The organism is Mobilicoccus sp., assembly GCF_032060985.1.
Lineage (GTDB): Bacteria > Actinomycetota > Actinomycetes > Actinomycetales > Dermatophilaceae > Mobilicoccus.
Window position 1 is genome coordinate 243,506 of record NZ_DAMBGD010000001.1, and the last position, 26,050, is coordinate 269,555.

The window sequence follows — 26,050 nt, forward strand, 5'->3', positions numbered from 1 at the left end:
TCGTGTCGTGACCGTACTCCCCGAAGGGGCGCAGATGGGGAGGAGGGGACGCGGCGGACCGGGAGCGGATGGAGGTGGGCGGCCGGGACCCGGCCTCCCGGGGGTGTCGTCGCGGCGGGGTCACGGTGCGGGGGTGGCGATCGCCTCCTCGAGCTGCTCGACGCGGGTGAGCGGGGCGTCGCAGACGGTGCCGCGACAGACGTAGGCCGTGGGGACGCCGTGGCGCGCGGGGCGGTCGGTGAGCAGCGGCGCGGAGTCCGGCGCCCCGACGAGCACGAAGGCCCGCGGGTGGCGGGCGGAGGCGGAGACGAGACCGGTGACGTCGGCCTCCTCGCCCGGCGGAGAGGTGATCGCGACCGTGAGGGGGCCTGCGGCGACGAGTTCGGCGGCGGCCAGGGTCCACCCGCCGAACGTCGGGGTGCGGAGCGCGACCCGACAGCCGACGTCGAGGGCGATCCGCGCCCGGTCGAGGTGCGCCGTCGAGCCTGCGTAGGCGCCGTACTCGAGCAGCGCGCGGGAGAGGGAGGAGAGACCGCACGGTTCGGCGTCGTCGCTGTCGCTGCGGGGCCGCAGGAGCAGGCGCTCGGCGTCGTTCCCGGTGTCGTGGAAACCGCCGTCGGGGGCGTCGAACAGATCGACCGCGACGTCGAGCAGCGCACCGGCCACCTCCAGCCACACCGGTCGGCCGGTGGCGGCGTGCAACCGGACGAGGCCGTGGGCGAGGTTGCCGTGATCCTCGGCGACGCCGAGCGCCTCACCGACGACGCCGGCTCGGGACGTGCGGCGGCATCGCCCGTCGACGAGGTGGGTGCCGACGACGAACTCGGCGCAGTTCGCGGCGGCGTCGATGAACCGATGCTCGCCGAGCGCGGTTCCGGCGTCGGCGAGCGCCGCGATCGCGAGACCGTTCCAGGCGGTGACGATCTTGTCGTCGCGCGACGGCTGAGGCCGGGCGTCGCGAGCCCGCCACAGCCGGTCCCGCACCGACCGCCACCACGCCGGGTCGGCGTCGACGCGGCGTTGGAGCACCGAGGTGCCCCGCTCGAACGTTCCGAGCTCGGTGACCTCCAGGAGCAGCGCGGCGCTCGCGCCGTCCTCCTCGCCGAGTACCTCGACGAGTTGCGCCGGGGTCCACACGTACGTCGCGCCCTCGACACCGATGGACGACGAGCCCCCGTGCGACCTGTCGGCCCCATCGCCCCCCACCGCCCCCGCCGTGTCCGGAGTGACCGGGGTGGTCGGGGTGGCCGAAGTGACCGGGGTGATCGGGGTGTCGGCGTCGAGCGCCGAGGCGAACGCGCCCTCGGGGGTCCGCAGGTCGCGGAGGAGGAACTCGGCGGTCTCCCGGGTGACGCGCTCGGCCAGCGGGGACCCGCTCACCCGGTACCAGTCGGCGTACACCGAGAGCAGCAGCGCGTTGTCGTAGAGCATCTTCTCGAAGTGGGGCACGATCCAGTCCGCATCGGTGGAGTACCGCGCGAACCCGCCCGCGAGCTGGTCGTACAGGCCTCCGCGAGCCATGGCCTCGCACGTGGACTCCACCATCTGCAGCGCGCGCGGCGTCCCCGTGCGGTCATGGTGGCGCAGCAGCCACGAGAGCACCATCGACGGCGGGAACTTGGGGGCCGTGCCGAACCCGCCTCGGGCCCAGTCGAACGTCGAGGCGGCCCGCTCCTCGGCGGCGTCGAGCGCCGCGTCGAGCACCGACCCGGGCGTCGCTCCGGGGCCCTCGACGCCGGTGACGACGCCGCCGACGGTTCGGTCGACGGCACCCGTCCCGTCGTCCAGCACCGGGGCGAGGTTGGCCTGCGCCTCGACCTGGGCGCGCAGGGCCTCGGCGATGCGGTCGGCGGAGTCCTCCACCTCGGCGCGGCGATCGGTCCACGCCTCCGACGCGCTCGCGAGAAGGTGGAGGAACTGGGGCCGGGGGATGTAGGTCGCGGCGAAGAACGGCCGACCGTCGGGGGTGAGCAGGCAGGTCATCGGCCATCCGCCGCGCCCGGTGAGCGCGATGGTCGCCGACATGTACACGGAGTCGAGGTCGGGGCGTTCCTCCCGGTCGACCTTGATCGCGACGAACCCCTCCCGCAGCGCCGCGCCGACCTCCGCGTCCTCGAACACCTCGTGCGCCATGACGTGGCACCAGTGACACGCCGCGTATCCGACCGACAGGAGGATCGGGACGTCGCGCTCGCGTGCCTCGGTGAGCGCCTCCTCGCACCAGGGCCACCAGTCGACCGGGTTGTGCGCGTGCTGACGCAGGTAGGGGCTCGAGGCGTCGGCGAGTCGGTTCGTCATGGGCCCACGGTAGGACGCGCGACCGACAGCGTGTGAGCGGCGACGACGCCCGAGTGGCGAGGGGGCGATCCGGCGGGCGGGCGGGGCGGGCCGATCACGTGACGGGCCACGCGACGACGACGGGGGCCGACCACGGTCGTCGTGATCGGCCCCCGTCGCGCGCGGGTGGTGGGGTCAGGACAGCGCGGCGATCGCGGCGTCGTAGTCGGGCTCCTGGCCGATCTCGGGGACGAGCTCGGTGTAGAGGACCTTGCCCTCCTCGTCGAGCACGACGACCGCGCGGGCGAGCAGGCCGCGGAACGGCCCGTCGACCATCTGGACGCCGTAGGTGCGGCCGAAGTCGCTGCGGAAGGTGCTGGCCGCGGTGACGTTCTCGATGCCCTCGGCGCCGCAGAAGCGGGCCAGGGCGAACGGGAGGTCGGCCGAGACGCACACGACCGTGGTGCCGTCGAGGTCGGTGGCCCGCTCGTTGAACGTGCGCACGCTCTGGGCGCAGACGCCCGTGTCGACGCTGGGGAAGATGTTGAGGACGACGCGGCGGCCCTCGAGCTCGCTGGCGGTGAGGTCGGAGAGGTCGGTACCGGTGAGGGTGAAGCCCGGCGCGCGGCCGCCGATGCCGGGAAGTTCGCCGGAGGTCTGGACGGGGTTGCCCTTGAGTGCAGTCGTAGCCATGAGGCCTGTCTAACACGGGAGGCCGGTCCACAGCGGTGGGGAGGGCCGGGCGCGGAGACGTCGGAGAGGCGCGGGCGTCTCGTCGATCCCGTCGTCCCCGCCCCTGGGGGCGGTCGCGGCGGGGTGTCATACTCGCCGGGTCAGCACACTCCGCCGTCAGGTGAGGAAGCCGGTTCGAATCCGGCACGGTCGCGCCACTGTGAGGGCCCCCGCGGGCCCGAGTCAGACACTCGCCGACGGCCCGATGGGGACGCGTCATCCCCGAAGGAGAACCACATGCACATCGCCGAGGGGTACCTCCCCCCACTCCATGCCGCCGCCTGGGCGGTCGCGTCGGCCCCGTTCGTCATCCATGGTGGCCGCGCCGTCATCCGTCAGGTCCGGGACGATCCCGGGAGCCGCCTGCTGCTCGGCGCCGCGGGCGCGTTCACGTTCGTCCTGTCGGCCATCAAGCTGCCCTCGGTGAGCGGCAGCTCCAGCCACCCGACCGGCACCGGCCTCGGCGCCGTCCTCTTCCGACCTCCGGTCATGGCGTTCCTCTGCACGGTCGTCCTGTTGTTCCAGGCGTTGTTGCTCGCCCACGGCGGCATCACGACCCTCGGCGCCAACGTGTTCTCCATGGGCATCGTCGGCCCCTGGGTCGCCTACGGCACGTGGTGTCTGCTGCGTCGCTTCGGCACGTCGGTCGCGATCTTCGGCGCCGCCACCCTCGCCGACCTCTCGACCTACTGCATGACCTCCCTGCAGCTCGCGATCGCCTACCCCGACGCCACCTCCGGTTTCGCCGGCGCCGCGGTGAAGTTCCTGTCGATCTTCGCGATCACGCAGATCCCGCTCGCCATCGTCGAGGGGTTCCTCACCGTCCTCGTGTTCCGCCTCCTGCGTGACGTCGCGCGACCGGAGTTGATCCGTCTCGGCGTGCTCCGCGCACCCTGGCCCACGACTCCGACGCCCTCGGCCACGACGTCCGACTCGGCGCCTACGGCCGACACCGCCGGCGCAACCGGCACGACCACCACGGAGGTGGCCCGATGAGGAAGCACACCGTCACCGTCGGCCTGCTCCTCGCGATCGCCGCGGTGCTCGCGCTGTCGTTCTACCTCGGCGGCCTGCGCCAGGCTCCCGACGCCGAGGAGACCTTCGGCGGCACCGATGCCCAGGTCACCGAGGTCCTCGACGAGGACGGCGTGACCCCGTGGTTCCACCCCGTGGTCGAGCTCGGGTCCGGTGAGCTGGAGTCCGGACTCTTCGCCGCGCAGGCCGCCCTCGGCGGGATCGCCCTCGGGTACTGCGTCGGCCGGCTTCAGGGGCGCCGTCGGTCGGAGGGCGAGACCGCCGACGCTCCGCTCGCCGACGCTGCCAGGTGATCCGTCACCCAATGCATGCGTCCGGACGTCGTTGTCGACCCGGATCGAGCCGATCGGCTTGCGACCTGGCTATTCTCGTGTTCTGTGACCGCTCACGGCCCCTCCCTCGCCACGGGGGAGGGGCCGAGCCCTGGCCCGCGACCGCCGCTCGTCGGCTCCGCGGTCATGCCGCGCGACGTGCGCTCCCGCGCCCCGCGGGTCATGCGGATCTCCCGCAGGCCGAGTTCCTCGTCCTCGTCCACGTGTCCGCCGTCGACGCATCCGTCGCGGCGGTCGAGGGCGACGGCCAGATCGTTCGCCTCGACCACCCGCAGGTGCGCCGCACCACCCGCGTCGAGGGCGCGGCGGGCGCGATCGTCAGGGTGCGTCGTCGTCCCCACGGTGTGACCACGGGAGTCGGCGTGGACGCGAGTCCCGCGGCGAGGGCGGGGGAGTCGTGACGGCGCGCGGCCTCGCGCTCGACGATGCGGCCTGGTCGAGCCCGTGGCGCACGCGACGCGTCCTCGACAAGGCCGTCCTCTCCCTCGGACTGCTCGGCTGCGCCGTCCTGCTGCCGCCGCTGCCCGGCGGTGCCCTCGCCGGTGTCGCGGCGCTCGTGCTCATGCTCGGGCCCGCACGGGTGCGGCCGCGGCTCCTTCTCCGATGTCTCGTGGCGCCGCTCGTGTTCGTCCTCGTCGGTGCGGTGAGCGTCCTGCTCACCGTGGGCTGGGACGGCGGACCGACGATCGGACTCGCGCCGCAGATGCTCCCCACTGCGGGAGGACTGTTCGTCCGGGCCACCGCCGGCGCGCTCGCGATGTTCCTCTTGGCGACGACGACCCCCATGATCGATCTGCTCGCCTCGCTGCGGCGTGCCCACGTCCCCGACCCGCTGGTCGAGGTCGCCTCGCTCGTGTACCGCATGGTGTTCGTCCTCCTCGAGTCGGTCCGCAGCATCCGGGAGGCCCAGGAGGCGCGGCTGGGCTCCGCCTCCCGTCAGGCGGCGATGCGCTCGGCGTCGACGCTCATGGCGGGCACCCTCGCGCGGGCCTGGTCACGGGCCCGCAGGATGGAGGACGGCCTGGCCGGTCGCGGGTACGTCGACGCCCTGCCCACCCTCGATCCCCCTCGACATGCCTCGCCGCGCTTCGTCGCGGCGTCGGTGATGCTCGTCGCGGTCATCGTCGTGACGTCTCTGGGCACGACGTCCCTCGCCGCTTCGTCCCTTGCCGTTCCCGGCGGACCGCTCGCCGCCCTCGTCCCCGGAGGAGTCTCATGAGTCACCAGTCCCTCCGCGCCGAGGGGGTCGTGTTCGGGTATGACGACATCCCGGTCCTCGCGGGCGCCGATCTCGCGATCGCGGGCGGCACCCGCATCGCGCTGCTCGGGGCGAACGGCTCCGGCAAGACGACGCTGCTCCGCTGTCTGTCGGGGGCGTTGCAGCCGCAGGCCGGGCGGGTGCTGCTCGACGAGAAGCCGGTCACCTACGGTCGCCGCGGGCTGCGCCACCACCGCCAGAACGTCCAGCTCGTGCTCCAGGACCCCGACGACCAGCTGTTCTCCGCGGACGTGCGCCGCGACGTGAGCTTCGGGCCGCTCAACCTCGGGTTGTCGACGGCCGAGACGGCCGAACGGGTCGACGACGCCCTCGATCTTCTCGGGCTCACCGACCTCGCCGACCGGCCCGTCCACCAGCTCTCCTACGGACAGCGCAAACGCGCCGCGATCGCGGGAGCGGTCGCCATGCGCCCGTGCCTGCTGTTGCTCGACGAACCCACCGCCGGGCTCGACCCCGCCGGGGTCGACGAGATGTTCGCGGCGCTCACCCGGCTCGAGGAGCACGACACGACCGTCGTCCTCGCCACCCACGACGTCGACCTCGCGCTCGCGTGGGCGCACGACTGCGCGATCGTCCTCGAGGGTCGCGTCGTCCAGGGGGACCCCGTCGACGTCCTCGACCGCGGCGATCTGCTTGCGGCCGCGCGACTCCGGCGTCCGTGGGTGCTCGACCTCGCGGCGCGTGTGGGCCTCACCCGCGACGCCGACGCCGCGCCGCTGCGCGACATCGACGGGATCGCCGACCGTCTGCGCGGGCGCCACACTCCCGCGCACGACAACCAGCCCGCGGGGTGAGGGGCGGCGTCGCCGTGGGGTGAGGGCGATGGTGCCTCACCAGCGCTGGGCGAGGGCCTTGGCGAGGGTGATGCGGGCCGTGAGGCGTTCGGCATCCTCGGATGCGGCGGCGCCGACCGCGTCGACGACCGTGCGCACGAGCGCCCAGCCGCGGGCCCGATCCTCGTCGATGCCCGCCGCCTCGCAGATCCAGCCGAGCCGGGAGTGCACCCCCCAGGCGACCTCCCGACCGAGTTCGTCCCACCGGTTGTGCAACGCCGGCCACACCCCGAAGGCCGGTTCCGCCGACATCGGCTTGGGATCGATCGCGGTCCACTCGCCCTCGCGCGTCGTCGCGTCCGGGCCGGCGCCCGCGGACAGGGCCGACGGCATGCCTGCCGGTGTGCCGGACGCGGCGCCCGAGCCCGGACCCGAACCCGTGAGCGAGCCCAGACCCGCGAGCACGTTCCCATCGTGGAGATCGGTATGGACGAGCCGCGCGTCGACGCCCTCGTCCTGGAGGAGGTCACGGGCCGTCGACCGGGCCTGCTGGGTGAAGCGCCGCGGAACCCGGGCGGCGGCGGGGGAGTCGAACGCGGTGCGGCGCTGGGCCCATCCCGACAGACGCGGGATCTGCGGGAGCGCCGGCCTGTCGAGTCGGCGCAGCAGCGTGCCGAGGACCTCGCAGGCCTCCTCGACGTCGAGGCCGGCGAGGCTCCGGTCGGCGTCGAGGCGTGCGAGCAGCAGGGTCGAGCGGTTCGGGTCGGCGGCGAGCAGCTCCACCGCGCCGTCCCCGCCCCAGGCGCGCAGGGCGAGGTGTTCGTGACGCGACTCCGCGTGCGGCCACCCGACCTTGAGCGCGGCAGGTGTGCGGTCCGGCAGGCGGACGGGCACGACGACCGCGCACCGGCCGTGCCGCGTGGGTCCGTCCGGCGTCAGCTCCCAGCGGGCGAGGGCACCGCGCACGAGGCCCGGCAGCGACCGCAACCAGTCGTCGCCGGAGATCTCCGGCTCGGGGGCCCGCCCCGCGACGAGGCGGACGAACTCGGCCGGGATCGTCACGTCGTCGGGCATGCCGAGCACTGTCCCACACCCCGCACCCCGCCCGGCCCCGGACCCAAACATCGGATGACGTCATCGGTCCGGGGGAGGGGCGGTGAGCTCAGGTGCGAAGGAGGGTGTCGCCGATGAACGAGCCCTGCGCGGCACCGGGCGGGACGGCGTAGCTCGCCGAGCCGATGTGGGTCGTCCAGGTGTTGAGGGCGTCGAGTTCGGCGAGCCGCTTCTGCACCGGGACGAAGGCCGTGCCGATGTCCGCCTGGTAGGCCGCGAAGAGGAGTCCCTCCTCCGCGCCCTTCGCCGTGTCGATCGCGTAGTTGTAGGGCCGCCGGATCATCCGCTCCGCGCCCGTGCGCGCCTGGGCCCGGGCGGCGTGGGCCTGGGGCGCGATGATCGTGAACCCCTGCGCGTCCTTGGCCTCACGGTCGACCGAGTCCGACTCGACGGTGCCGTTGAGCGGGGACCCGTCGGCGACCCGTCGACCGAACGCGAGTTCCTTGACGTCGAGGTCGAGGTCGTCCCACGTCGCCATGTCGATGCGGATGCGTCGCAGGACGAGCTGGCTGCCCCCGGCGAGCCAGGGCAGGGCGCGCCCGTCGTTCCACAGCACCTCGGCCACCTGCGCCGGATCGGACTCGTTCGCCGTCCCGTCGCGCATGCCCATGAGGTTGCGTGGCGTCGTGCCCTCGGGCTCGGTCCCCCGCGCGGGGAGGAACCCCCGCTGGGCCCACCGGAGCGCGGCGAAGTCACCGGCGTCACGGAGGAGACGGCGCTGCGCGAACGTGAGGGTCATCGGGTCCTCGGAACAGACCTGCACCAGCAGATCCGTCGGCCCCCATCGGCGGTCGAGCTCGTCGGTGGTGAACGCGGGCATCCGCCGGACGAAGGGCGGGCAGGCCTCGGGCCTGCCGATCGCGTCGAACAGCCCGGCGCCGAACCCGAACGTGATCGTGAGTCGGGCCGGGGTGCTCGCCAACTCGGCGTCCACCGCTCCGAGCGGCCCCCGGCCCGAGGTGAGCCGAGCGGCGTCGTCGGTGAGCATGCGAAGCATCGAGGTCACCGAGGCGGCGTCCGCGCCGTCGGCGAGGTCCAGACCGAGGAACACCCCGTGGGCCTGGTGCGGGGTCGCGATCCCGGCCTGGTGCTCGCCCCAGAAGGGCTCGGTGGCGGTGCCGGCCACCGCCGAGGTGCCCGGCCGCCCGGCCGCTCCCGGGCCCGCGACGCCGTCGGTGCCCGGCATCGTCGTCGGACCGGCTCCGGCGCCGGTGGGCTGACCGGCGCCGACGGCGTGGCCGACGACGCCGCCCCCGAGGGCGGTGCCCGCGAGGACGGCGCCGCCGCCGAGCAGGGCACGGCGCGACAGTCGAGGAGATGTCGGCGTGCCCTCGGTCATGACGAGGCCGGCGCCGTGGGGGTCTCGCTCATCCCGGGCATCGGGGTGCCCGACATGTCGTGACCGGGCATGCTCGATCCGCTGGTGGGCGAGCCGGAGTGGTACTTCTCGTCACCGCCGGTGAAGGTCTTCGCCACGGCCTCGAACGGGATCTTCTGACCGTCCTGGGTGGTGAGGGTGACCGTGACGACGTCGCCGGGGTTCAGGGGCGTCGACATCTGCATGAGCATGATGTGGTCCCCACCGGGGCGCAGTTCGCGCGTGGCGCCGGGCTCGAGCGTGAAACCGCCCTCGACCTTCTGCATCGCGGGCCGGCCGTCCTTGGTCACCGTCTCGTGGAGTTCGGTGACGGGCGAGGCGGAGTTCTCGGCGCCGGTGATGACGACCGGGGCGTTCGTCGTGTTCTTGAGGACCGCGAAGACGCCGGTCATCGACATGGCGCCGAGGTCGGGCTTGGCCTTGACCCAGGCGTCGGTGACGGTGACGGGACCCGTCGAGGAGCCGCTCGTCGTCGCGGGGGCCGTCGCCTCGGGGGCGGCGCCGGTGTCGTCGCCGCACGCGGACAGGCCCAGGAGGGCGACGGCGAGCAGCAGGGGAACGGTACGGGACATGGGGATTCGTGCTTCCTTCGATTCATGGCCGGGAAGGCCGGGGGTCTGGGGTGGTTCAGGCGGCGAGCTGATACGCCGGGGGACCACGCAGACCCACCGCCGCCACGACGTCACGGGAACGGGTGACCGGCGGGAGGACGAACGAAGGCGGCCGCAGGGGGAGCGGCCTCAGGACGGGTGTGACGGGCGTGGCGCGCCGGACGAGCTCACGCACCTGCCGCAGTCCCGGGCCGAGCGCCCACGCGAGCACCACGGTGACGAGCAGGTGACTCGTGAGCATGAGCGGCGACAGCCCCATCGCATGCGTGTGGGTCGCCACGTCTGCCGCGGCGTGAGCCGCGGGATGGGCCGACAGATGGGTCGCGGCGGTGGCCGTCTGGGCGACCGCGGCTTCGGAGACCCCGGCCGCGGAGACCCCCGCGGCGTGGCCCACGTGGACGCCGTGGTGCGCCTGGGCGTCGAGGACCACGCGGCCCGGCCCCGCCACCACGTGGAACACCCCGTGCGCGAGCATCTGGAACGCACCGAGCAGCACGGTGAGCGTCGCCGGAGGCAGGGGGCGGCGTGCGTTCGTCAGCAGCGCCGCGAAGACCATCCCGAGAACGGCGACGAGGAGTGTCGCCACGGGCGAGGGGGGCGATCCCCCACCGAGCACGTGACCGGACCACGACAGCCCCACGACCGCGGCCGCGGTCCAGGCACAGCGTCGGAGGTCGGTCATGCGGCCGAGCCTATCGGGCGTCGGCGGGATCCCGGCCCCTCGCCTCTCGCCCCGGGGGCGTGTGCGGACGGGCGTCGCGAGACATGCCCGGCCTCTCGCGCCTCCTCTCGCGGCGCGCTCGTCCCGACGCCGCCCGCCCGTGGCCGCGAGGGGTGCTCCGGGACGGCCCGTCGCCTCCGGTCGGCCCCGGCCCGGTCGCCTCGGGTCCCATGGCGGCGCGGCCGCGTCGGCGGGAGGGGAGGGGTCGTCGGTGCGGAGCAGCGTGCGGGAACGGCGGCGTGGGAACGCCGGTCAGGGAGCGGGGGGCGATGCCGGTGACGCGGGGGACAGGGGTGACGTCGGTGGCACGGCGGCGGGCGGGGGAGCCAGCCCCGGCAGGGGACGCAGCGGTCCGCCGCATCGCAGTCGGGTGAGCTCGGCGATCCGGGTGAGGCGAACGAGTGTCGCCGCGTCCGCGGGAGTCGTGGGAGGCGGAGCGCCGCGGCCGTCCGTCCCGAGGCCCGGCGTCGCGTCCGGTCCCGCGCCTGGTCCCCCGTCGGTGCGCGCTCCCGCGGCTCCTCCGGTCACGCCGTCGGGGCCGGACGTCGACGCGGCTGCCTCGGAGGTCTCGCTCCGCCCTGATCGGTCGGCGTCGCGTCGCGCGACCGCCGTGGGGGTGGCGGTGGCGAGGCAGCCCCCGACGAACCTCTCGAGGAGCCCCGTCGTGAGGGCGAGGGCGTCCTCGGCGGTGGCGACGGGGCGGGGCAGGGCGTACCCGAGGGGCCGAGGAGCGAGGTCGGGGACGAGGGGGCCGAGGTGGGTCTCCGCGTCGCGGAAGACCCCGAGGCAGGCGAGGACGATCCGGCGGCGTCCGCCGTCGAGGTGCGCGGCGGCCACCTCCAGTCCGTAGGCGGCGCTGCGAAGGTCGCCGACGAGCCCGCGGGCGATGTCGGCAGAGGCGGCGTGCCACGGCAGGCGGGGGGTCGCGGGGATGCGCGCCCCGGCGTCGGCGACGAGTTCGAGCAGCACGAGGCGTTGCGCATGGCTCGCGACGACGAGGCGCGCCGCGCGGGGCACGATCGCGTCGAGGTCGGCGAGACCCTGGGGATCGAGCGCGGCGGACTCGGCCGCGGACAGGCCCGCGAGTCCCGACGTGCCCGAGGGCCCTGCGGAGCTCGGCGCCCCCGTGGCGCCGACGGGTGGCGACGTCCCGTCCGTCGGGGAGACGGGCGGGTCGAGGGCGCCGAGGGCGCGGTCGAGGGCCCCGAGCTGAGCGGTGTGGACGGGACGGAGCCGCTCCTGCAGCGCCGCGGGTGCGCCGGGGAGCGCCGCCAGGACGTCGGCGACGCGGACGCGTTCGGCGAGGATCGGCGGCCCCGCCGGATCGGGGGACGGGGTCGGCAGGAAGGACGGGGCATCGGACTCGAACCGGATGCCGCACGCCGCGAGCGGCATCACGCCCGCCGCGACGAGCACGGCCCGGCGCGTCACCCCGACCTGCCCCTTCGTCCCCACCCCGCCATCATCGCAGGGTCGGCGAGGAGTCGGCACGCGTGGATCCGTCCCCACCCGCTCGCCCGACCGGGGGGACGCCCGGCGTGCACGGTCCTCTGCGGCGCGACCCGTCCCCGACGTCGCCTAGAGTGGCGCTGCGACACCGGCCCCCTCGCGGGTCACGGGCCGCAGCACGAGGAACGCACACGAGAACACGGGAGGTGTGGCATGGGTGAGTCGCCCGTCGCGCGCCGCGTCGAGGACGCGGTCTCCGGGGCCGTGAGGGCACTGGGCCTCCTGGTCGAGGACGTCACGGTCACGCCCGCGGGCAAGCGCCGCGTCGTCCGCATCACCGTCGACCGCGACCTCGGCGACGTGCCGCCGCTGCGTCCGGACCCGTCGGAGCGCAGCGGGAACGACGAGCGCAGCGGGCACGACGAGCGCAGCGGGAACGACGGCATCCCCGCGCAGGCCCCGGTGCCTGCGGTGGACCTCGACGCCGTCGCCGAGGCGACCCGTGCGATCAGCGAGGTCCTCGACGACTCCGACGCCCTCGGCAGCGCGCCGTACACCCTCGAGGTCACCTCGCCGGGCGTCGGTCGGCCCCTCACGGTGTCGCGCCACTTCCGACGCAACGTCGGCCGACTCGTCCGCCTCACCCTCGAGGGGGACGGAGACGGCGCGGGGCAGCGCGTCACCGGACGTCTCCTCGCGGCCGGCGCCGACCTCGTGTGGCTCCGTCCCGAGGGCGGTGACGCCGACCAGGGCGGCCGGCCCAAGGGCGCCAAGGCCAAGGCGGCAGGAGGTTCCGCCGCCGAGAACGAGCCGCGCTCCTACCCCCTCGCCAGGATCGCCCGCGGCGACGTGCAGGTCGAGTTCGGCCGCGTCGACGAGGCACTCCTCGCGGACGAGGGCGACGGCGACGAGCGCGACGGCGACCACTTCGACGACCAGGAGGACTGATGGACATCGACATGGCCGCGTTGCGGTTGCTGGAGCGTGAGCGGGAGATCCCGATGACGGTGATCATCCCGGCGATCGAGCAGGCGCTGCTGCTCGCCTATCAGCGCACCGAGGGCGCGTACAAGCGTGCCCGGGTGGACCTCGACCGCAAGACGGGGCACGTCATCGTCTGGGCGCGGGAGGATCCGCCGCTTCTCGAGGACGGCACCCGCGGCGAGCCCGGGCCCGAGTTCGACGACACCCCCGAGGGTTTCGGTCGGGTCGCGGCCTCGACGGCGCGTCAGGTGATCGTCCAGCGGATGCGTGACCTCGAGGACGAGTCCGTCCTCGGCGACTTCCGCGACAAGGAGGGCGCCGTCGTCACCGGCGTCATCCAGCAGAGCCAGGGGCGCAACGTGCTCGTCGACCTCGGCACGGTCGAGGGCATCCTGCCGCAGGCCGAGCAGGTGCCCGGGGAGAAGTACGTCCACGGCGAGCGCATCCGCTGCTACGTCGTGAGCGTCAAGCGCGGCTTCAAGGGGCCGCAGATCGGGCTGTCGCGCACGCACCCCGGCCTCGTGCGGGAGCTGTTCGCGCTCGAGGTGCCGGAGATCGCCGACGGGACCGTCAAGATCGAGGGCCTCGCCCGCGAGGCCGGGCACCGCACGAAGATCGCGGTCCACAGCGACGTGCCCGGGGTCAACGCCAAGGGCGCCTGCATCGGCCCGATGGGTCAGCGGGCCCGGTCGGTGACGACCGAGCTGCGAGGCGAGAAGGTCGACATCGTCGACTGGTCTCCCGACCCGGCCCAGTTCGTCGCCGCCGCGCTCTCCCCGGCCAAGGTGAGCTCGGTGCAGATCGTCGACCCGGCCCTGCGCGCCGCACGCGTGGTCGTCCCCGACTACCAGCTGTCCCTCGCGATCGGCAAGGAGGGCCAGAACGCCCGCCTCGCCGCCAAGCTCACCGGCTGGCGGATCGACATCCACTCCGACGCCGACACCGAGGCCGCACGGCCGCAGGGCCGCCAGTCCGCCCAGGCTCCGGACCGCTCGTCCAGCTCGGAGTCGGCAGGGTAGAATGAGCGAAACCGTGACTCCGGCGTCGGCCGGTCCGGGTTCCACGACCTCGCCACAGGGTGCTCGCGCACCGGTGCGGACGTGTCTCGGATGCCGCCGTCGGGACCAACGGTCGTCCCTGTTGCGGCTCGTCGCTTCGGCGCCGACGTCCCCGTCATCGCAGACGGTGATGCTGGTGCCCGACCCGGCGGGTCGCCTGCCCGGGCGTGGTGCGTGGATCCATCCCACCACCGCGTGTCTGGCGCAGGCGGAACGGAGACGGGCCTTCGGGCGCGCCCTCCGTCTCACGGCGGGAACGAACCTCGAGCAGGTGCGCACGTACGTGAGCGTCATCGAGGACGAGCACGACGAACGGGAGTCACGCCGGTAGCGACGGCGGTCCACCCCGGCACAGGTCATCGACGCGGTGTCGATGACGTACGCATGGAAACCGGAAGCGGGTTAGACGCTGATGAGTCACCGATGAGTACTCACCAATGAGCAACGCCCAGCACTGACGCCGGTCCGAGGACTCCCCCCGGGCCGGCAGATAGAGGAGAAACGTGGCCAAGGTCCGGGTCTACGAGCTCGCCAAGGAGCTCGGAGTCGAGAGCAAGACACTGCTGAATCACTTGAAGGAGAAGGGCGAGTTCGTCCGCTCCGCCAGTTCCACCATCGAGGCCCCGGTCGTGCGCCGGGTCCGTGAGTCCTTCGACGCGTCCCAGGCGGGCGGCGGCGGGGGAGCCCCGTCCTCGGGGGCGCCCAAGCCGGGCGCCACCCCCAAGCCGGGCGCGACGCCCAAGCCCGGTGCCGCCCCCAAGCCGGGCGCCGCGGCACCCAAGCCGGGCGCGGCCCCCAAGCCGGGATCCGCCCCCAAGCCGGGCGCCGCCGCACCCAAGCCGGGTGCCGCTCCCAAGCCGGGAGCCGCCCCCAAGCCCGGTGCGCCCGCGCCCACCCCGGCGCCCACGCCCGAGCCCGCCGCGGCTCCGGAGCCGAGCACCCCCGCTCCGCGTCCCGCAGCGCCCACTCCCAGCGCCCCGGCGGCGCAGGCCACGCCTGCTCCCGCCCCGGCCTCGCCGGCGCCCAAGCCCGGGGCCACCCCCGGTCCGCGTCCGACCCCCTCGGCCCCCGCGGCCGAGCGCTCGGCCGAGAAGCCCGGCCCCCGTGGCGGTGGCGGTGCCCGTCAGGGTGGTCCTCGCCCCGGCCCGCGCCCGGGCAACAACCCGTTCGCCCCGAGCCAGGGCATGGGTCGCGGTGGCCGTGACGGTCGTGAAGGCCGTGAGGGCCGTGACGGCCGTGACGCGGGTGGTCCGCCCCGTCCCGGCAACAACCCCTTCGCGGCCAGCCAGGGCATGCCCCGTCCGGGCGGCTCCGGTGGTCCTCGTCCCGGTCCCCGTCCGGGTGGTGCCGCCGGTGGCGGTGCCGCGGCGGGTGCCCGTCCCGGCCCGCGTCCGGGCGGAACCGGTGGCCCGCGCCCCGGTCCCGGCGGTGCTCCGCGTCCGAACCCCGGCATGATGCCGGACCGCACGTCGGTCGGCCGTCCGGGTCAGCGTCCCGGTGGCGGTCGCCCCGGCGCCGGTGGCGGTGGTCGTCCCGGTGGTGGCGGCGGTGGCGGCTGGGGCGGTCGTCCCGGCGGTGGCGGCGGTCGTGGCCCCGGTGGTCGCGGCGGTACCCAGGGCGCGTTCGGCCGCGGAGGCGGTCGTCCGGTCCGCGGTCGCAAGAGCAAGCGCGCGAAGCGTCGCGAGTTCGAGGAGATGCAGGCGCCCAGCGTCGGCGGTGTCGTCGTCCCCCGTGGCAACGGCTCCACCGTCGTGCGGGTGCGTCGCGGCTCCTCGCTCAGCGACTTCGCCGACAAGATCAACGCCAACCCGGCCGCGCTCGTCACCGTGCTCTTCCACCTCGGTGAGATGGCCACGGCGACGCAGTCCCTCGACGAGGACACCTTCAAGATCCTCGGCGAGGAGTTGGGCTACGACATCCAGGTCGTCTCGCCCGAGGACGAGGAGCGTGAGCTGTTCGAGCAGTTCAACATCGACCTCGAGGCCGAGGCGGAGGCCGAGGCCGAGGACGACAGCATGCTCGAGCCGCGGCCGCCGGTCGTGACCGTCATGGGTCACGTCGACCACGGTAAGACGCGACTGTTGGACGCCGTCCGCAACGCCAACGTCATCGAGGGCGAGGCCGGGGGCATCACCCAGCACATCGGTGCCTACCAGATCGTCAAGGAGCACGAGGGCGTCGAGCGGCCGATCACCTTCATCGACACCCCGGGTCACGAGGCGTTCACCGCCATGCGTGCCCGTGGTGCCAAGGTGACCGACATCGCGATCCTCGTCGTCGCGGCCAACGACGGCGTCATGCCGCAGACGATCGAGGCGCTCAACCACGCCCAGGCGGCCGACGTGCCGATCGTCGTGGCGGTCAACAAGATCGACGTCGAGGGCGCCGACCCGGCCAAGGTGCGCGGCCAGCTCACCGAGTACGGGCTCATCGCCGAGGAGTACGGCGGCGAGACGATGTTCGTCGACGTGTCGGCCAAGCAGGGCCAGAACATCGACGACCTGCTGTCGGCGGTGCTGCTCACGGCCGACGCCGCGCTGGATCTGCGGGCCAACCCCGACAAGGACGCCCGCGGTGTCGCGATCGAGGCCAACCTCGACCGTGGTCGCGGTGCGACGGCGACGGTGCTCGTCACCTCCGGAACGCTGTGCGTCGGTGACTCGATCGTCGCCGGCTCGGCCCACGGTCGTGTGCGGGCGATGCTCGACGAGCACGGCAACAACCTCGACGTGGCGTTGCCGTCGCGTCCGGTGCAGGTGCTCGGTCTCTCGAGCGTGCCGCGTGCCGGTGACACGTTCATCGTGGCTCCGGACGACCGCACGGCCCGTCAGATCGCCGAGAAGCGCGAGGCGGCGGACCGTCAGGCCTCGCTCGCCAAGGCCCGCAAGCGCATCAGCCTCGAGGACCTCAACGAGGCTCTCGCCGCCGGCAAGGTCGACACCCTCAACCTCATCCTCAAGGGTGACGTGTCGGGTTCGGTCGAGGCGCTGGAGGACGCGCTGCTGCAGATCGACGTCGGCGACGAGGTCGACCTGCGCATCATCGACCGTGGCGTCGGTGCGATCACGCTCAACAACATCAACCTCGCCGCCGCGTCGAACGCCGTCATCATCGGCTTCAACGTGCGCGCCGAGGGGCAGAACGCCGAGGTGGCCGAGCGTGAGGGCGTCGAGATCCGGTACTACTCGGTGATCTACCAGGCCATCGAGGAGATCGAGGCCGCGCTCAAGGGCATGCTCAAGCCGGAGTACGAGGAGCACGAGCTGGGTTCGGCGGAGATCCGCGAGATCTTCCGCAGCTCCAAGTTCGGCAACATCGCCGGTTCGATCGTGCGCTCGGGCGAGATCCGCCGCGGTTCCAAGGCCCGCATCACCCGCAACGGGGTCGTCGTGGCCGAGAACATCGAGGTCGCCGGTCTGCGCCGGTTCAAGGACGACGTCACCGAGGTCCGCGAGGGCTACGAGTGCGGTATCAACCTCGGCTCGTTCAACGACCTCCAGCTGGAGGACCTCATCACGACGTACGAGATGCGCGAGAAGCCGCGCAGCTGACGACGTGTCGACGACGGCCGGGTCGGAGGGTTCGCCCTCCGGCCCGGCCGTCGGCGTCGGGCGCAGGACCGCGCACCCCGGGGCCGCACGACCTCGACGCCGTCGTCGCCGGCCCGGCGTGCCTCGAAGCTGCGTCCCGACCTCGCCGTGTCCAGCGGGCGGCCCCTAGGCTGGGGGAATGGAACCGGACGAGGAGATCGAGAGCTTCTGGGCCGACGCGAAGATGAAGGCGGGGCTCAACCCGTCGCAGCCCTATTTCGGTCCCAACGCCCTCGATTCGGTGACGCCACCGGCGTGGTCGTTCGGGGGCGACGCGGCGCAGTCGGACGAGTTGTTGCGTCTCGTGCTCGAGGGGGTCAAGACGGCGACCGCGAGCGCGTGGTGGGACTACGAGGCGGAGGGGGAGCCGCTGCCGGCTCCGGGCGAGCTGTCGATCATCCTGGACTCGGCGGGGCACCCACGGGCGTTGATCCGGACGACGACGGTGCGGGTCGTGCCGTTCGACCAGGTGGACGAGACCCACGCGGACGCGGAGGGCGAGGGCGATCGCACGCTTGCGTCCTGGCGATCCGCGCACGAGGCGTTCTTCGCCGAGCACGCCTCGCACGACCGTGGGTTCGCACCCGACATGCCGGTCGTCCTCGAGGAGTTCGAGGTGCTCGTGCCCAAGGGCGGGTCGCATGAGCACGACCACGGACATCGCCACGCCGATCGTCACGGCTCGGGGCACGACCACGCCGCCGAGCGTGGGTCGCGCGGTGCCTGAGGCCGAGATCGACGGCGCCCCCGGGCTCATGCGTGCCGTGGTCCACGACGCGCCGGGTCTGGAGCCGGAGGTCCGTGAGATCCCCGTCCCGAGCGTGCCGCCGGGTGCGGTGCGGGTCGCGGTGACGGCGACGGGCGTGTGCCGCTCGGACTGGCACGCCTGGGTCGGGCACGACCCCGTGCCGATGCCGCACGTGCCCGGTCACGAGCTCGTCGGTCTCGTCGAGGCGGTGGGCGAGGGCGTACGCCGGTGGCATGGCGGCGAACGGGTCACCGTGCCGTTCGTCTGCGGCTGCGGCGTCTGCGAGACCTGCGTGGAGGGCGACCCGCAGGTGTGCCCCCACCAGACGCAACCGGGGTTCACCCACGACGGCTCCTTCGCCGAACGGGTGCTCCTCCACGCCGCCGACACCAACCTCGTCGTCGTGCCCGAGACCCTCGACGACGTCGAGGCCGCGGCCCTCGGCTGCCGGTTCGCGACGGCCTACCGTGCCCTCACCACCCATGGCGCCCTCCGGGCGGGGCAGTGGGTGGCCGTCCACGGCGCGGGCGGGGTCGGGACGTCCGCCCTCGTCATCGCGCGGGCGCTGGGCGCGCGAGTCGTCGCCGTCGACACGGCCGAGGCGGCCCTCAGTCACGCGCGGCGGCTGGGAGCCGACGCCGTCGTCCCGGCCGCGGGCCTCACCCCCACGCAGGTCGCGGACGCGGTGATCGAGGCGACCGGTGGCGGGGCGCACGTCGGCATCGACGCGATCGGACACCCCCGAGCCGCCCTGGCCTCCGTGCTGGGGTTGCGCCGGCGCGGGAGACACGTGCAGGCCGGCCTGCTGCTCGGGGACGCGTCGACGCCGGCGCTGCCGATGGACCGGGTGGTCGCCTGGGAGTTGTCGATCCACGGCACCCACGGCCTCGCGGCCGCGGACTACCCCGCGATGCTGGACCTCGCCGCACGGCTCGACCTCCGCGCGCTCGTCGGACGCGTCATCGGACTGACCGACGCGCCCGCCGCCCTCGTCGCGATGGGGGAGCCCGTCACCGAGCCGGGTATGACGGTGATCGACCTGCGGATCCCCTCGCCCTCCTGATCGCAGCGCGACCGTCCCCCCGGACGATGCGAAGGACGCCTCACGGCCCTCGGCGCCTCGGAACGTCGCGCCCGTTCCCGGCGGCCGGTCCTCCTCCTCCGAGGGGCCGTGCCCGGCCACATGACGCGGGAATTCGGCCTGGTCGCTCGTCCAGGGTGGGTCCCCGGTTCCGGATACAGTTCCGCTGTCACACGCCTCCGGACAGAGGGGGATGAGTGGAGTGACGACCGTGTCCCGCCCGGAGCCTCTCCCGGCTCTGCTGCCTCATGAGCCGGTTCCGTTGCCGCGACGGATCGGCGCGCGTGCGCTGGACTGCGTCCTGGTCTTTCTCCTCCCGCCGGCGCAGGTGATCATGCTGACGCGCTCCACGGTCGCCGGTCTGCTGCTGCCGCTCGCGTTCTCCCTCGTGATCGTCGCGGTGGTGGTCACGCAGTCGGCGACCCCCGGTCAGACGATGATGGGCATGCGCCACGTCGACGTGCGGTCGGGGCGGCCGTCAGGTGGGCGCACGGCGGTGAAGTATCTGCTGCAGGGGCTGGCCGGCGCGCTGTCCTTGTGCGTCCTTCCCATCGTCGCCCTCGCCCAGGCGCAGCCGCCGTTCCGACGGACCTGGTTCGACGAGCGGACCGGCCTCGCGCTGATCGAGCGTGCTGCGCCGGGGTCGGCACCCCGGACCGCACCGCCAGGCACGCAGGTCGCCACCCCCACCTTCGCTCCTCCGGCCGCCCCGGCCGCCCCGGCCGCCCCGGCCGTCCCGGTCGCCCCGGGCGTCCCCGGCGCACCGTCGGTCCTCGCCGCCCCGTCGGCCCCCGCCGACCCGGCCACCTCCGTCGACCGGCCCGCCGTCGCGACCGTCCTCCTGGACAACGGCACGCAGATCGCGGTGACCGACCCAGTGGTGCTCGGCCGTGATCCCGTGGCGCCTCCGTCCCACCCCCACGCGCGTCCGGTGCCGGTGGCCGATGCGGAACGATCGATCTCGAAGACCCATGTGCTGCTCGCCCCCGCGCCCGGCGGGGTCTGGGTGCTCGACCTGCACTCGACCAACGGCGTCCGGGTCCTCGCCGGGGCGACCGGTGTGCGCACACTCGATCCCGCCGTTCCCGCCCTGGTCGCGGGCGGCACCGTCGTCGAGTACGGCGAGCGTCGATTCGAGGTGGCGGGATGACGGTGTCATGGTCCGCCGGCCCTCATCACGGCCTCGTCTGGCCGGTGCCGGACGGGCTCGGTGCCGCGATCGTCGACGGGGAGGTGGACGGGGCGGATGTCACGTCGTTGTGGAGTGCGCTCCACGGGGTCGCCGACCTGTGGTCCTTCGTGGAGACGATGTGGCGCGTCGTCGGGGTGGGCCTGGCAGGGATGCCGCCCTTCGCGGTCATCCTGCCGGGGGACGACGGGGTGATCGTGGCGGCTCGAGGTCCCTTCCTCGTCCGGGCCGACGACGGGGAGACGACCCGCACGTTCACCGGTCATGACGTGAGCACCTGGTGCGAGGGACATGTGCCGCGCCCGGCGACGATCGTCGCGGAGATGACCGGGCCGGCGTCGCCCGGTGGGCCGCCTCCGCGACCGCTGACCGGTGGGGTCGTCCCGGTGCGATCCATGCGCATGGAGGTGGCCGTCGCCGCGGCGGGGACGATCCCGCCGCCCACCGGGGCACCGGCGTCGGCCCCTCCGGCGACGTCACGCCACGAGGACGTCGGACTCGGCGTCCCTTCCGCCGCGGCCCCCCGGGTTCTCGCTCCGGAGGTCGGCCCCACGCCGGACCGCGCGCCGCCCGGGCGGCCCGCGGCTGCGCCGTCCGATGCCGGCCCGGACCTCGATCCCGACCCCACGACCGGCCGGCCACCGTCGCCTGCCGTGGACGCGCCGGAGTCCCCGTCGTCGGCCCCGACGGGCGGGTCGCGATTCGCCGGCCTGTGGGCCCGCGAGGACCGGCTCCCCGAACCACCGGACGCCCCTGACGCGGGTGCCGACACCGCCCCCCACACACACCCCGACGCCGACCTCGGGTCGGTCGAGCCGAGTGCCGACGACGACGGGGAGCTCCCGGTGACCCAGGCGGTGCCGGTGGCGCCGGCGTTCGCCGAGGGTGCACCCCCGGCCGGCGATCACGACGGTCAGACCATCCTCGGGCGCCGCACCGACGACGGTTCCTGGCTGGTGCGCAGTTCGGACGGGGACGTCGTGCGACTGTCCGGCACGCTCGTCGTCGGGCGCGATCCCGATGTCGGCAGGGTCGACGGACCGCTCCCGGTGCACGCCCTACGCCTGCCGCACCCGCACGTCTCCGGCAGCCATCTCGCCCTCAGCGGGGACGGCGTCGCCGTCCTCGTCCGCGACCTGGGGTCGACGAACGGGACGACACTGCGTCGCGCCGGAGGCGGCAGCGAACCGATCGAACACGTGCCGGTCACGGTGGCCGGCGGCGACGTGATCGACCTGGGCCGCGGGGTGAGCGTGACGGTGGAACGGGCCTGACATGCGCCTCAAGGTGACCCTGCACGAGCCCGGCGCCCCGGACCGGAGTATCCAGATCACCGCCGACGCGACCGCCACCGCCGGTGACCTCGCCGCCGTCCTGGCCGATGCGGAGCAGAGTCGCTCGCAGAGGTCCGCCCGGGGCTCGACCCTGCAGGTCAGGGACAACCGTCGGTCCCGTGCGCCGTTGTCCCACCAGGTCACCCTGTTGGAATCGGGCATCCGGTCGGGCTCGACGATCGAGGTCGTCCCCCGCCGCGCCATCGGTCAGCAGGGACGTGGTCAGCCGGTGGCGATGCTGCGCGTCATCGGCGGTCCGGACGCCGGGCTGGAGGTGGCGCTCCATCAGGGGAGCACGGAGCTGGGTCGCGCGACCGGCTGCGGCGTCCAGCTTCGTGATCCCGAGGTCTCCAAACGACACGCGCGCATCTTCGTCGGCGACCGAATCGAGATCTTCGACCTCAACTCGAGCAACGGGGTCGTCGTCGGCGGGGTGCGTGTTCCGCGGGTCACCGTCGGGCCCGGCGACGTCATCGCCCTCGGCGGCACCCAGGTCTCGATCGTCGCGCTGCGCGCTGCCGGCGGCCTGGAGTCCACCTCGACGGACATCCCCTTCGTGCGCTCGCCGCGAGTGGTGCGACGACCGGAGGAGAGCACGGTCGAGCTGCCCGAGACGCCACGCCCTCCTCGGCCGCAGCGATTCCCCTGGATGGTCATGCTGGCGCCCCTGCTCATGGGTGTCGCCCTGTTCGCGATGACGCACAATCCCTTCAGCCTCATGTTCATCGCGCTCAGCCCGCTGTTGGGGCTGGCGGGGTGGTTCGAGCAGGGCGCCGTCGCGCGGCGGGCCGACGCCCTGGCGCGCCAGACCTTCCGCGCCGAGTTCGCGCGCGCCGAGGCCGAGATGCTGCACCGGCAGGGCCAGGAGAGAGCCGCTCTGGAATCGATGTATCCGGCGTTGCCGGACTGTCTGGCGGCGAGCGCCAGGGTGGGCGACCTGCTGTGGTCTCGGCGGCCCGAACACCCCGAGTTCCTCCACGTGCGCCTCGGCACCGGCGCCATCCCGCCCATGACGTCGTTCGGTCGGCGGCCCAAGGGCGGCATGCCGGCCTTCGACGAGGCGGTCGACCGACTCATCGAGCGCGGAGCCGTCCTGCCGAACGCCCCGGTCGTCGCCGACCTGCGGTCGGCCGGTGGGCTGGGCGTCTGCGGTGAGCGGCGGGCGATGGAGTCGGTGCTGCGAGGTCTCGTCACCCAGATCGTCACCCTGCACTCACCGGCCGAGGTCATCCTGGCCTGCCTGACCTCCACCCGGGGTCGCGAGCGCTGGGCCTGGCTGGAGTGGCTGCCCCACACCTCCTCGGCGCACTCCCCGCTGGTCCAGCACCTGTCGGCGGACGTCGGCTCGGGTCAGTTCCTGTTGGCACACCTCGAGGAACTGGTCGCCCTGCGCGCCGGGCGCACCTCGGGCGTCGGCGATCGAGGCCCGGTGAAGACCGGCGCGCGTCGACAGAACCCGCCGCCGGTCCTGCCCAGCGTCGTCGTCGTCGCCGACGAGCCCACGGTCGACGTGGCCCGGCTGACGAGGATCGCCGAACGCGGCCCCGACGTCGGCGTGCACGTCCTGTGGGCGGCCGCCGCGCAAGCGCAGTTGCCCGCCGCCTGCCGGACCTTCCTCGACGTGGGCGACGGGCGCGACATCCCCGCCAGCGTCGGCCTGGTGCGCGAGGGCTCGGTCGTCTCCCCGGTCTCCTGTGCCGGGATCGACCTGGCCGCTGCGACCGCGATGGCCCGTGACATGTCCTCGGTGGTGGACGCCGGGGCACCGATCGACGACGAGTCCGACCTGCCGCGATCGGTGTCGATGGTGTCGCTGTTCGGCGCCGCGGAGTGCGACGACCCCCAGGTCGTGCTGACCCGATGGCAGGAGAACGGAACCCTCGTTCCCCGCGACGGGTCGGCTCCGCGGCCGCGCGAACGTGCCAGTGACCTGACCGCTCGCGTGGGGCACGCCGGCACCGAGCCGTTCACGCTGGACCTCCGGGCGCACGGCCCCCACGCCCTGGTCGGCGGCACCACCGGGTCCGGCAAGAGCGAGTTCCTCCAGGCCTGGGTGCTCGCCCTGGCCCATGCGAACAGTCCGGACCGTGTCACCTTCCTGTTCGTGGACTACAAGGGGGGCGCGGCCTTCGCCCAGTGCACGCAGCTCCCGCACTCGGTCGGACTGGTCACCGACCTCACCCCGCACCTCGTGCGGCGTGCGTTGACCAGCCTGCGGGCCGAGCTGCGTCACCGCGAGGAACTCCTGCGCGAGAAGGGCGCGAAGGATCTCGTCGAGTTGGAGAAGACCGGCGACCCGGACTGCCCGCCGAGCCTCGTCATCGTCGTCGACGAGTTCGCGGCCCTCGTCACCGAGGTGCCCGACTTCGTCGACGGGGTCGTCGACGTGGCCCAGCGGGGACGCTCCCTGGGTCTGCACCTCATCCTCGCCACGCAACGCCCGGCGGGGGTCATCAAGGACAACCTGCGGGCGAACACGAACCTGCGGATCGCGTTGCGGGTCGCCGACGAGCACGACTCGCTCGACGTCATCGGCGACCCTCGCGCGGCCCATGTCGATCCCTCGATCCCCGGGCGCGGCAGTGCCAAGACCGGACCGGGTCGCATTGCCACCTTCCAGTCCGCATTCCCCGGAGCACGGACCCCGGCCCGCCCGCCGGCGCCGCCGATCGACGTCATGGAGTTGGACTTCGGCCGAGGGCGGCGCTGGCGCCTGCCGGAACGGGCCGCCGTGGACCCCGCGATCCCCACGGACATCGAACGGATGGTCGGCACCGTGCAGCGGGCGGCCGCCCTGGGCGGCGTGCCGGCTCCGCGCCGACCGTGGCGGGAACCCTTGGCCGACACCTATTCCCTGGAGAGCCTGGGCCAGCGACGCGACGACGTGCTCGTGTTCGGGATGGCCGACGATCCCGGTGCGCAGCAACAGCACACGGTCGCCTTCCGCCCCGACCTGCAGGCCAACCTGCTCGTCGTGGGCGCCGGCGGCGCCGGGAAGACGACCGCCCTGCGCACGGTCGCCACCGCGGCAGGGATCACGCCCGACTCCGGTCCGACACACGTGTACGGGATCGACGCCGCCGGTGGGGGATTGGCGATGCTGGCCCGGTTGCCGCACGTCGGGGCGATCGTGCGGGGCGACGACGAGGAACGCGTGGGGCGGTTGCTGCGGCGCCTGGAGGAGATCGTCGAGGAGCGCTCTGTGCGCTACAGCGCCGTGTCGGCGGCGACCCTGTCGGAGTACCGGGCCGAGGCGGGGCGGCCGGACGAGCCGCGCATCCTCCTGCTGCTGGACGGGTTCTCCGCGTTCCGCACCGACTACGAGGGCTCGGCCGCCCTGCTGACGCTGTACCTGACGTTCCTCCGTCTGCTCGTCGACGGCCGCGCCGTCGGGGTGCACGTCGTGCTCGCCGCGGATCGGCCGTCAGGGGTGCCGACGTCCGTGGCCGCCGCCTTCCAGGCCCGGCTGGTGCTACGACAGAGCGACGAGGACGCCTACCTGGCGATGGGCGTGCCGCGGGACGTGATCGGCGCCTCCAGCCCGCCCGGGCGTGGGGTCTACGAGGGACTGGAGGTCCAGACCGCCGTGCTCGGTGCCGATCCCAGCGTCGCGGTACAGGCGCGGCTGGTCGACGAGGTGGCGCGCGAGCTCGCGCAGCACCACCGGCAGACCCCACCGGGGGCGGGCGCCCTGCCGACGCTCGTCACGGCTGCCGAGATGCCGCAGTCCGTGGACGGCCGACCCGTGCTCGGGATCGCCGACGACACGCTGGCTCCCGTCGGGTTCGACCCCGAGGGGGTCTTCGTCCTGGCCGGTCCGCTGGGATCCGGGCGCACGTCGACGTTGCGGTGGTTGGCCGAATCGGTGCACCGGGTCCATCCGGGGACGCCGTTGGTCCACCTGGCGGGCCGTCGTTCCCCGCTGTCGGAGATGACCCTCTTCACGAACTCGGCGAGCGGGGTGGCGGAGGTGCGCGATCTCCTCGGCCAGGTCTCCGCCGTCACCGCGGAGCCGGCGCTCGCGAACGGACCGCTGGTGGGCCTGTTCATCGAGGACCTGCCGGGCTTCGTCGGCACCCCGGTCGACCTGCCCCTGCTCGAGGTCCTCAAGGCATGTCGGCGCAACGGGCACCTCGTCGTCGTCGAGGGCGAGTCCAGCTCCTGGGGGAGTCCGTGGCCGCTGCTGACCGAGGCGCGGGCAGCGCGCACGGGCGTGCTGCTGCAGCCCGAGCAGATGGACGGGGACAGCCTGCTGCGCACCTCCTTGCCGCGGGTGCGCCGCAAGGACTTCCCTGCGGGCCGTGGGTTCCTCATCCGGGCCGGCACGGCGCGCAAGATCCAGATCCCGGTCGTGGAGTGAGGGGCG

Annotated in this window: 21 protein-coding genes and 1 riboswitch; of the genes, 13 read left to right on the top strand and 8 right to left on the bottom strand. The window is 73.8% G+C overall.

What is annotated here, in order from left to right:
- Positions 1 to 120: 120 nt before the first annotated feature.
- Together RT054_RS01060 and tpx are read right to left on the bottom strand one after the other, a co-directional pair.
- Positions 121 to 2,298 carry a thioredoxin domain-containing protein gene (locus RT054_RS01060; protein WP_313021663.1) on the bottom strand — a complete coding sequence of 726 codons (2,178 nt, stop codon included), beginning with the start codon at positions 2,296 to 2,298 and terminating at the stop codon, positions 121 to 123.
- 174 nt (positions 2,299 to 2,472) lie between these two features.
- On the bottom strand, positions 2,473 to 2,970 hold the full coding sequence (gene tpx, locus RT054_RS01065; RefSeq protein ID WP_312719576.1) for a thiol peroxidase: 498 nt from the start codon (positions 2,968 to 2,970) through the stop codon (positions 2,473 to 2,475).
- Between the two features lie 124 nt (positions 2,971 to 3,094).
- Positions 3,095 to 3,223, top strand: a riboswitch (cobalamin riboswitch).
- Between the two features lie 23 nt (positions 3,224 to 3,246).
- On the opposite strand from tpx, the gene RT054_RS01070 reads away from it, so the two are divergent.
- Both RT054_RS01070 and RT054_RS01075 read left to right on the top strand, forming a co-directional pair.
- Positions 3,247 to 4,005: an energy-coupling factor ABC transporter permease gene (locus RT054_RS01070; RefSeq protein WP_312719574.1), complete on the top strand. Its 759-nt coding sequence runs from the start codon at positions 3,247 to 3,249 to the stop codon at positions 4,003 to 4,005.
- Complete coding sequence (locus RT054_RS01075) at positions 4,002 to 4,337, top strand: energy-coupling factor ABC transporter substrate-binding protein (RefSeq protein ID WP_312719572.1); 336 nt, start codon at positions 4,002 to 4,004, stop codon at positions 4,335 to 4,337. Before RT054_RS01070 ends, RT054_RS01075 begins: the two co-directional genes overlap by 4 nt.
- 92 nt (positions 4,338 to 4,429) lie before the next feature.
- On the opposite strand, the gene RT054_RS01080 is transcribed toward RT054_RS01075, so the two are convergent.
- Positions 4,430 to 4,717 (bottom strand): hypothetical protein, encoded by a 288-nt coding sequence (locus RT054_RS01080; RefSeq protein WP_312719570.1) that lies wholly within the window; start codon positions 4,715 to 4,717, stop codon positions 4,430 to 4,432.
- Positions 4,718 to 4,773: 56 nt separating this feature from the next.
- Here RT054_RS01080 and cbiQ point away from each other — a divergent pair, with 56 nt between their 5' ends.
- Positions 4,774 to 5,595, top strand: a complete 822-nt coding sequence (cbiQ, locus tag RT054_RS01085; RefSeq protein WP_313021669.1) for a cobalt ECF transporter T component CbiQ — start codon at positions 4,774 to 4,776, stop codon at positions 5,593 to 5,595.
- On the top strand, positions 5,592 to 6,449 hold the full coding sequence (locus tag RT054_RS01090; protein WP_313021672.1) for an ATP-binding cassette domain-containing protein: 858 nt from the start codon (positions 5,592 to 5,594) through the stop codon (positions 6,447 to 6,449). Before cbiQ ends, RT054_RS01090 begins: the two co-directional genes overlap by 4 nt.
- Before the next feature lie 36 nt (positions 6,450 to 6,485).
- On the opposite strand, the gene RT054_RS01095 is transcribed toward RT054_RS01090, so the two are convergent.
- The 5 genes from RT054_RS01095 to RT054_RS01115 form a co-directional block, all read right to left on the bottom strand.
- A complete protein-coding gene (locus RT054_RS01095) occupies positions 6,486 to 7,502 on the bottom strand; it encodes an aminoglycoside phosphotransferase family protein (protein ID WP_313021673.1) in 1,017 nt (338 codons plus the stop codon).
- 88 nt (positions 7,503 to 7,590) lie between these two features.
- Positions 7,591 to 8,880 (bottom strand): Dyp-type peroxidase, encoded by a 1,290-nt coding sequence (locus tag RT054_RS01100; protein WP_313021675.1) that lies wholly within the window; start codon positions 8,878 to 8,880, stop codon positions 7,591 to 7,593.
- On the bottom strand, positions 8,877 to 9,491 hold the full coding sequence (locus tag RT054_RS01105) for a copper chaperone PCu(A)C (RefSeq protein ID WP_312719560.1): 615 nt from the start codon (positions 9,489 to 9,491) through the stop codon (positions 8,877 to 8,879). The genes RT054_RS01100 and RT054_RS01105 overlap by 4 nt, the downstream gene beginning before the upstream one ends.
- Positions 9,492 to 9,546: 55 nt before the next feature.
- Complete coding sequence (locus tag RT054_RS01110) at positions 9,547 to 10,212, bottom strand: hypothetical protein (RefSeq protein WP_312719559.1); 666 nt, start codon at positions 10,210 to 10,212, stop codon at positions 9,547 to 9,549.
- Between the two features lie 291 nt (positions 10,213 to 10,503).
- Entirely contained in the window at positions 10,504 to 11,706 is a 1,203-nt protein-coding gene (locus tag RT054_RS01115; RefSeq protein WP_313021676.1) for a hypothetical protein, read from the bottom strand.
- Positions 11,707 to 11,913: 207 nt separating this feature from the next.
- Here RT054_RS01115 and rimP point away from each other — a divergent pair, with 207 nt between their 5' ends.
- The 9 genes from rimP (at position 11,914) to RT054_RS01160 (ending at position 26,044) form a co-directional block, all read left to right on the top strand.
- The gene (rimP, locus tag RT054_RS01120; protein ID WP_313021677.1) at positions 11,914 to 12,648 is read left to right on the top strand and encodes a hypothetical protein; all 735 of its coding nucleotides are present in this window, start codon (positions 11,914 to 11,916) and stop codon (positions 12,646 to 12,648) included.
- Positions 12,648 to 13,703, top strand: a complete 1,056-nt coding sequence (gene nusA, locus RT054_RS01125) for a transcription termination factor NusA (protein ID WP_313021679.1) — start codon at positions 12,648 to 12,650, stop codon at positions 13,701 to 13,703. The genes rimP and nusA overlap by 1 nt, the downstream gene beginning before the upstream one ends.
- A gap of 1 nt (position 13,704) precedes the next feature.
- Entirely contained in the window at positions 13,705 to 14,073 is a 369-nt protein-coding gene (locus tag RT054_RS01130) for a YlxR family protein (protein WP_286956788.1), read from the top strand.
- Between the two features lie 172 nt (positions 14,074 to 14,245).
- Positions 14,246 to 17,293: a translation initiation factor IF-2 gene (gene infB, locus RT054_RS01135; protein ID WP_313021681.1), complete on the top strand. Its 3,048-nt coding sequence runs from the start codon at positions 14,246 to 14,248 to the stop codon at positions 17,291 to 17,293.
- Positions 17,294 to 17,471: 178 nt separating this feature from the next.
- On the top strand, positions 17,472 to 18,059 hold the full coding sequence (locus RT054_RS01140) for an ASCH domain-containing protein (RefSeq protein WP_313021682.1): 588 nt from the start codon (positions 17,472 to 17,474) through the stop codon (positions 18,057 to 18,059).
- 28 nt (positions 18,060 to 18,087) lie between these two features.
- Positions 18,088 to 19,143, top strand: coding sequence for an alcohol dehydrogenase catalytic domain-containing protein (locus tag RT054_RS01145; RefSeq protein ID WP_313021825.1), 1,056 nt, complete (start codon positions 18,088 to 18,090; stop codon positions 19,141 to 19,143).
- A 211-nt stretch (positions 19,144 to 19,354) separates the two neighbouring features.
- Entirely contained in the window at positions 19,355 to 20,311 is a 957-nt protein-coding gene (locus RT054_RS01150; protein ID WP_313021684.1) for an RDD family protein, read from the top strand.
- Positions 20,308 to 21,624 (top strand): FHA domain-containing protein, encoded by a 1,317-nt coding sequence (locus RT054_RS01155; protein ID WP_313021686.1) that lies wholly within the window; start codon positions 20,308 to 20,310, stop codon positions 21,622 to 21,624. The genes RT054_RS01150 and RT054_RS01155 overlap by 4 nt, the downstream gene beginning before the upstream one ends.
- Position 21,625: 1 nt before the next feature.
- Complete coding sequence (locus RT054_RS01160) at positions 21,626 to 26,044, top strand: FtsK/SpoIIIE domain-containing protein (protein ID WP_313021687.1); 4,419 nt, start codon at positions 21,626 to 21,628, stop codon at positions 26,042 to 26,044.
- Positions 26,045 to 26,050 lie beyond the last annotated feature (6 nt).

Coding starts and splice junctions, on each gene's coding strand:
- RT054_RS01110 (WP_312719559.1), bottom strand. CDS start 10,212: ATGACCGACCTCCGACGCTGTGCCTGGACCGCGGCCGCGGTCGTGGGG.
- RT054_RS01140 (WP_313021682.1), top strand. CDS start 17,472: ATGGAACCGGACGAGGAGATCGAGAGCTTCTGGGCCGACGCGAAGATG.
- RT054_RS01070 (WP_312719574.1), top strand. CDS start 3,247: ATGCACATCGCCGAGGGGTACCTCCCCCCACTCCATGCCGCCGCCTGG.
- RT054_RS01060 (WP_313021663.1), bottom strand. CDS start 2,298: ATGACGAACCGACTCGCCGACGCCTCGAGCCCCTACCTGCGTCAGCAC.
- RT054_RS01095 (WP_313021673.1), bottom strand. CDS start 7,502: ATGCCCGACGACGTGACGATCCCGGCCGAGTTCGTCCGCCTCGTCGCG.
- tpx (WP_312719576.1), bottom strand. CDS start 2,970: ATGGCTACGACTGCACTCAAGGGCAACCCCGTCCAGACCTCCGGCGAA.
- RT054_RS01150 (WP_313021684.1), top strand. CDS start 19,355: ATGAGTGGAGTGACGACCGTGTCCCGCCCGGAGCCTCTCCCGGCTCTG.
- RT054_RS01105 (WP_312719560.1), bottom strand. CDS start 9,491: ATGTCCCGTACCGTTCCCCTGCTGCTCGCCGTCGCCCTCCTGGGCCTG.
- rimP (WP_313021677.1), top strand. CDS start 11,914: ATGGGTGAGTCGCCCGTCGCGCGCCGCGTCGAGGACGCGGTCTCCGGG.
- nusA (WP_313021679.1), top strand. CDS start 12,648: ATGGACATCGACATGGCCGCGTTGCGGTTGCTGGAGCGTGAGCGGGAG.
- RT054_RS01075 (WP_312719572.1), top strand. CDS start 4,002: ATGAGGAAGCACACCGTCACCGTCGGCCTGCTCCTCGCGATCGCCGCG.
- RT054_RS01160 (WP_313021687.1), top strand. CDS start 21,626: ATGCGCCTCAAGGTGACCCTGCACGAGCCCGGCGCCCCGGACCGGAGT.
- RT054_RS01145 (WP_313021825.1), top strand. CDS start 18,088: ATGCGTGCCGTGGTCCACGACGCGCCGGGTCTGGAGCCGGAGGTCCGT.
- RT054_RS01090 (WP_313021672.1), top strand. CDS start 5,592: ATGAGTCACCAGTCCCTCCGCGCCGAGGGGGTCGTGTTCGGGTATGAC.
- RT054_RS01130 (WP_286956788.1), top strand. CDS start 13,705: ATGAGCGAAACCGTGACTCCGGCGTCGGCCGGTCCGGGTTCCACGACC.
- RT054_RS01100 (WP_313021675.1), bottom strand. CDS start 8,880: ATGACCGAGGGCACGCCGACATCTCCTCGACTGTCGCGCCGTGCCCTG.
- RT054_RS01155 (WP_313021686.1), top strand. CDS start 20,308: ATGACGGTGTCATGGTCCGCCGGCCCTCATCACGGCCTCGTCTGGCCG.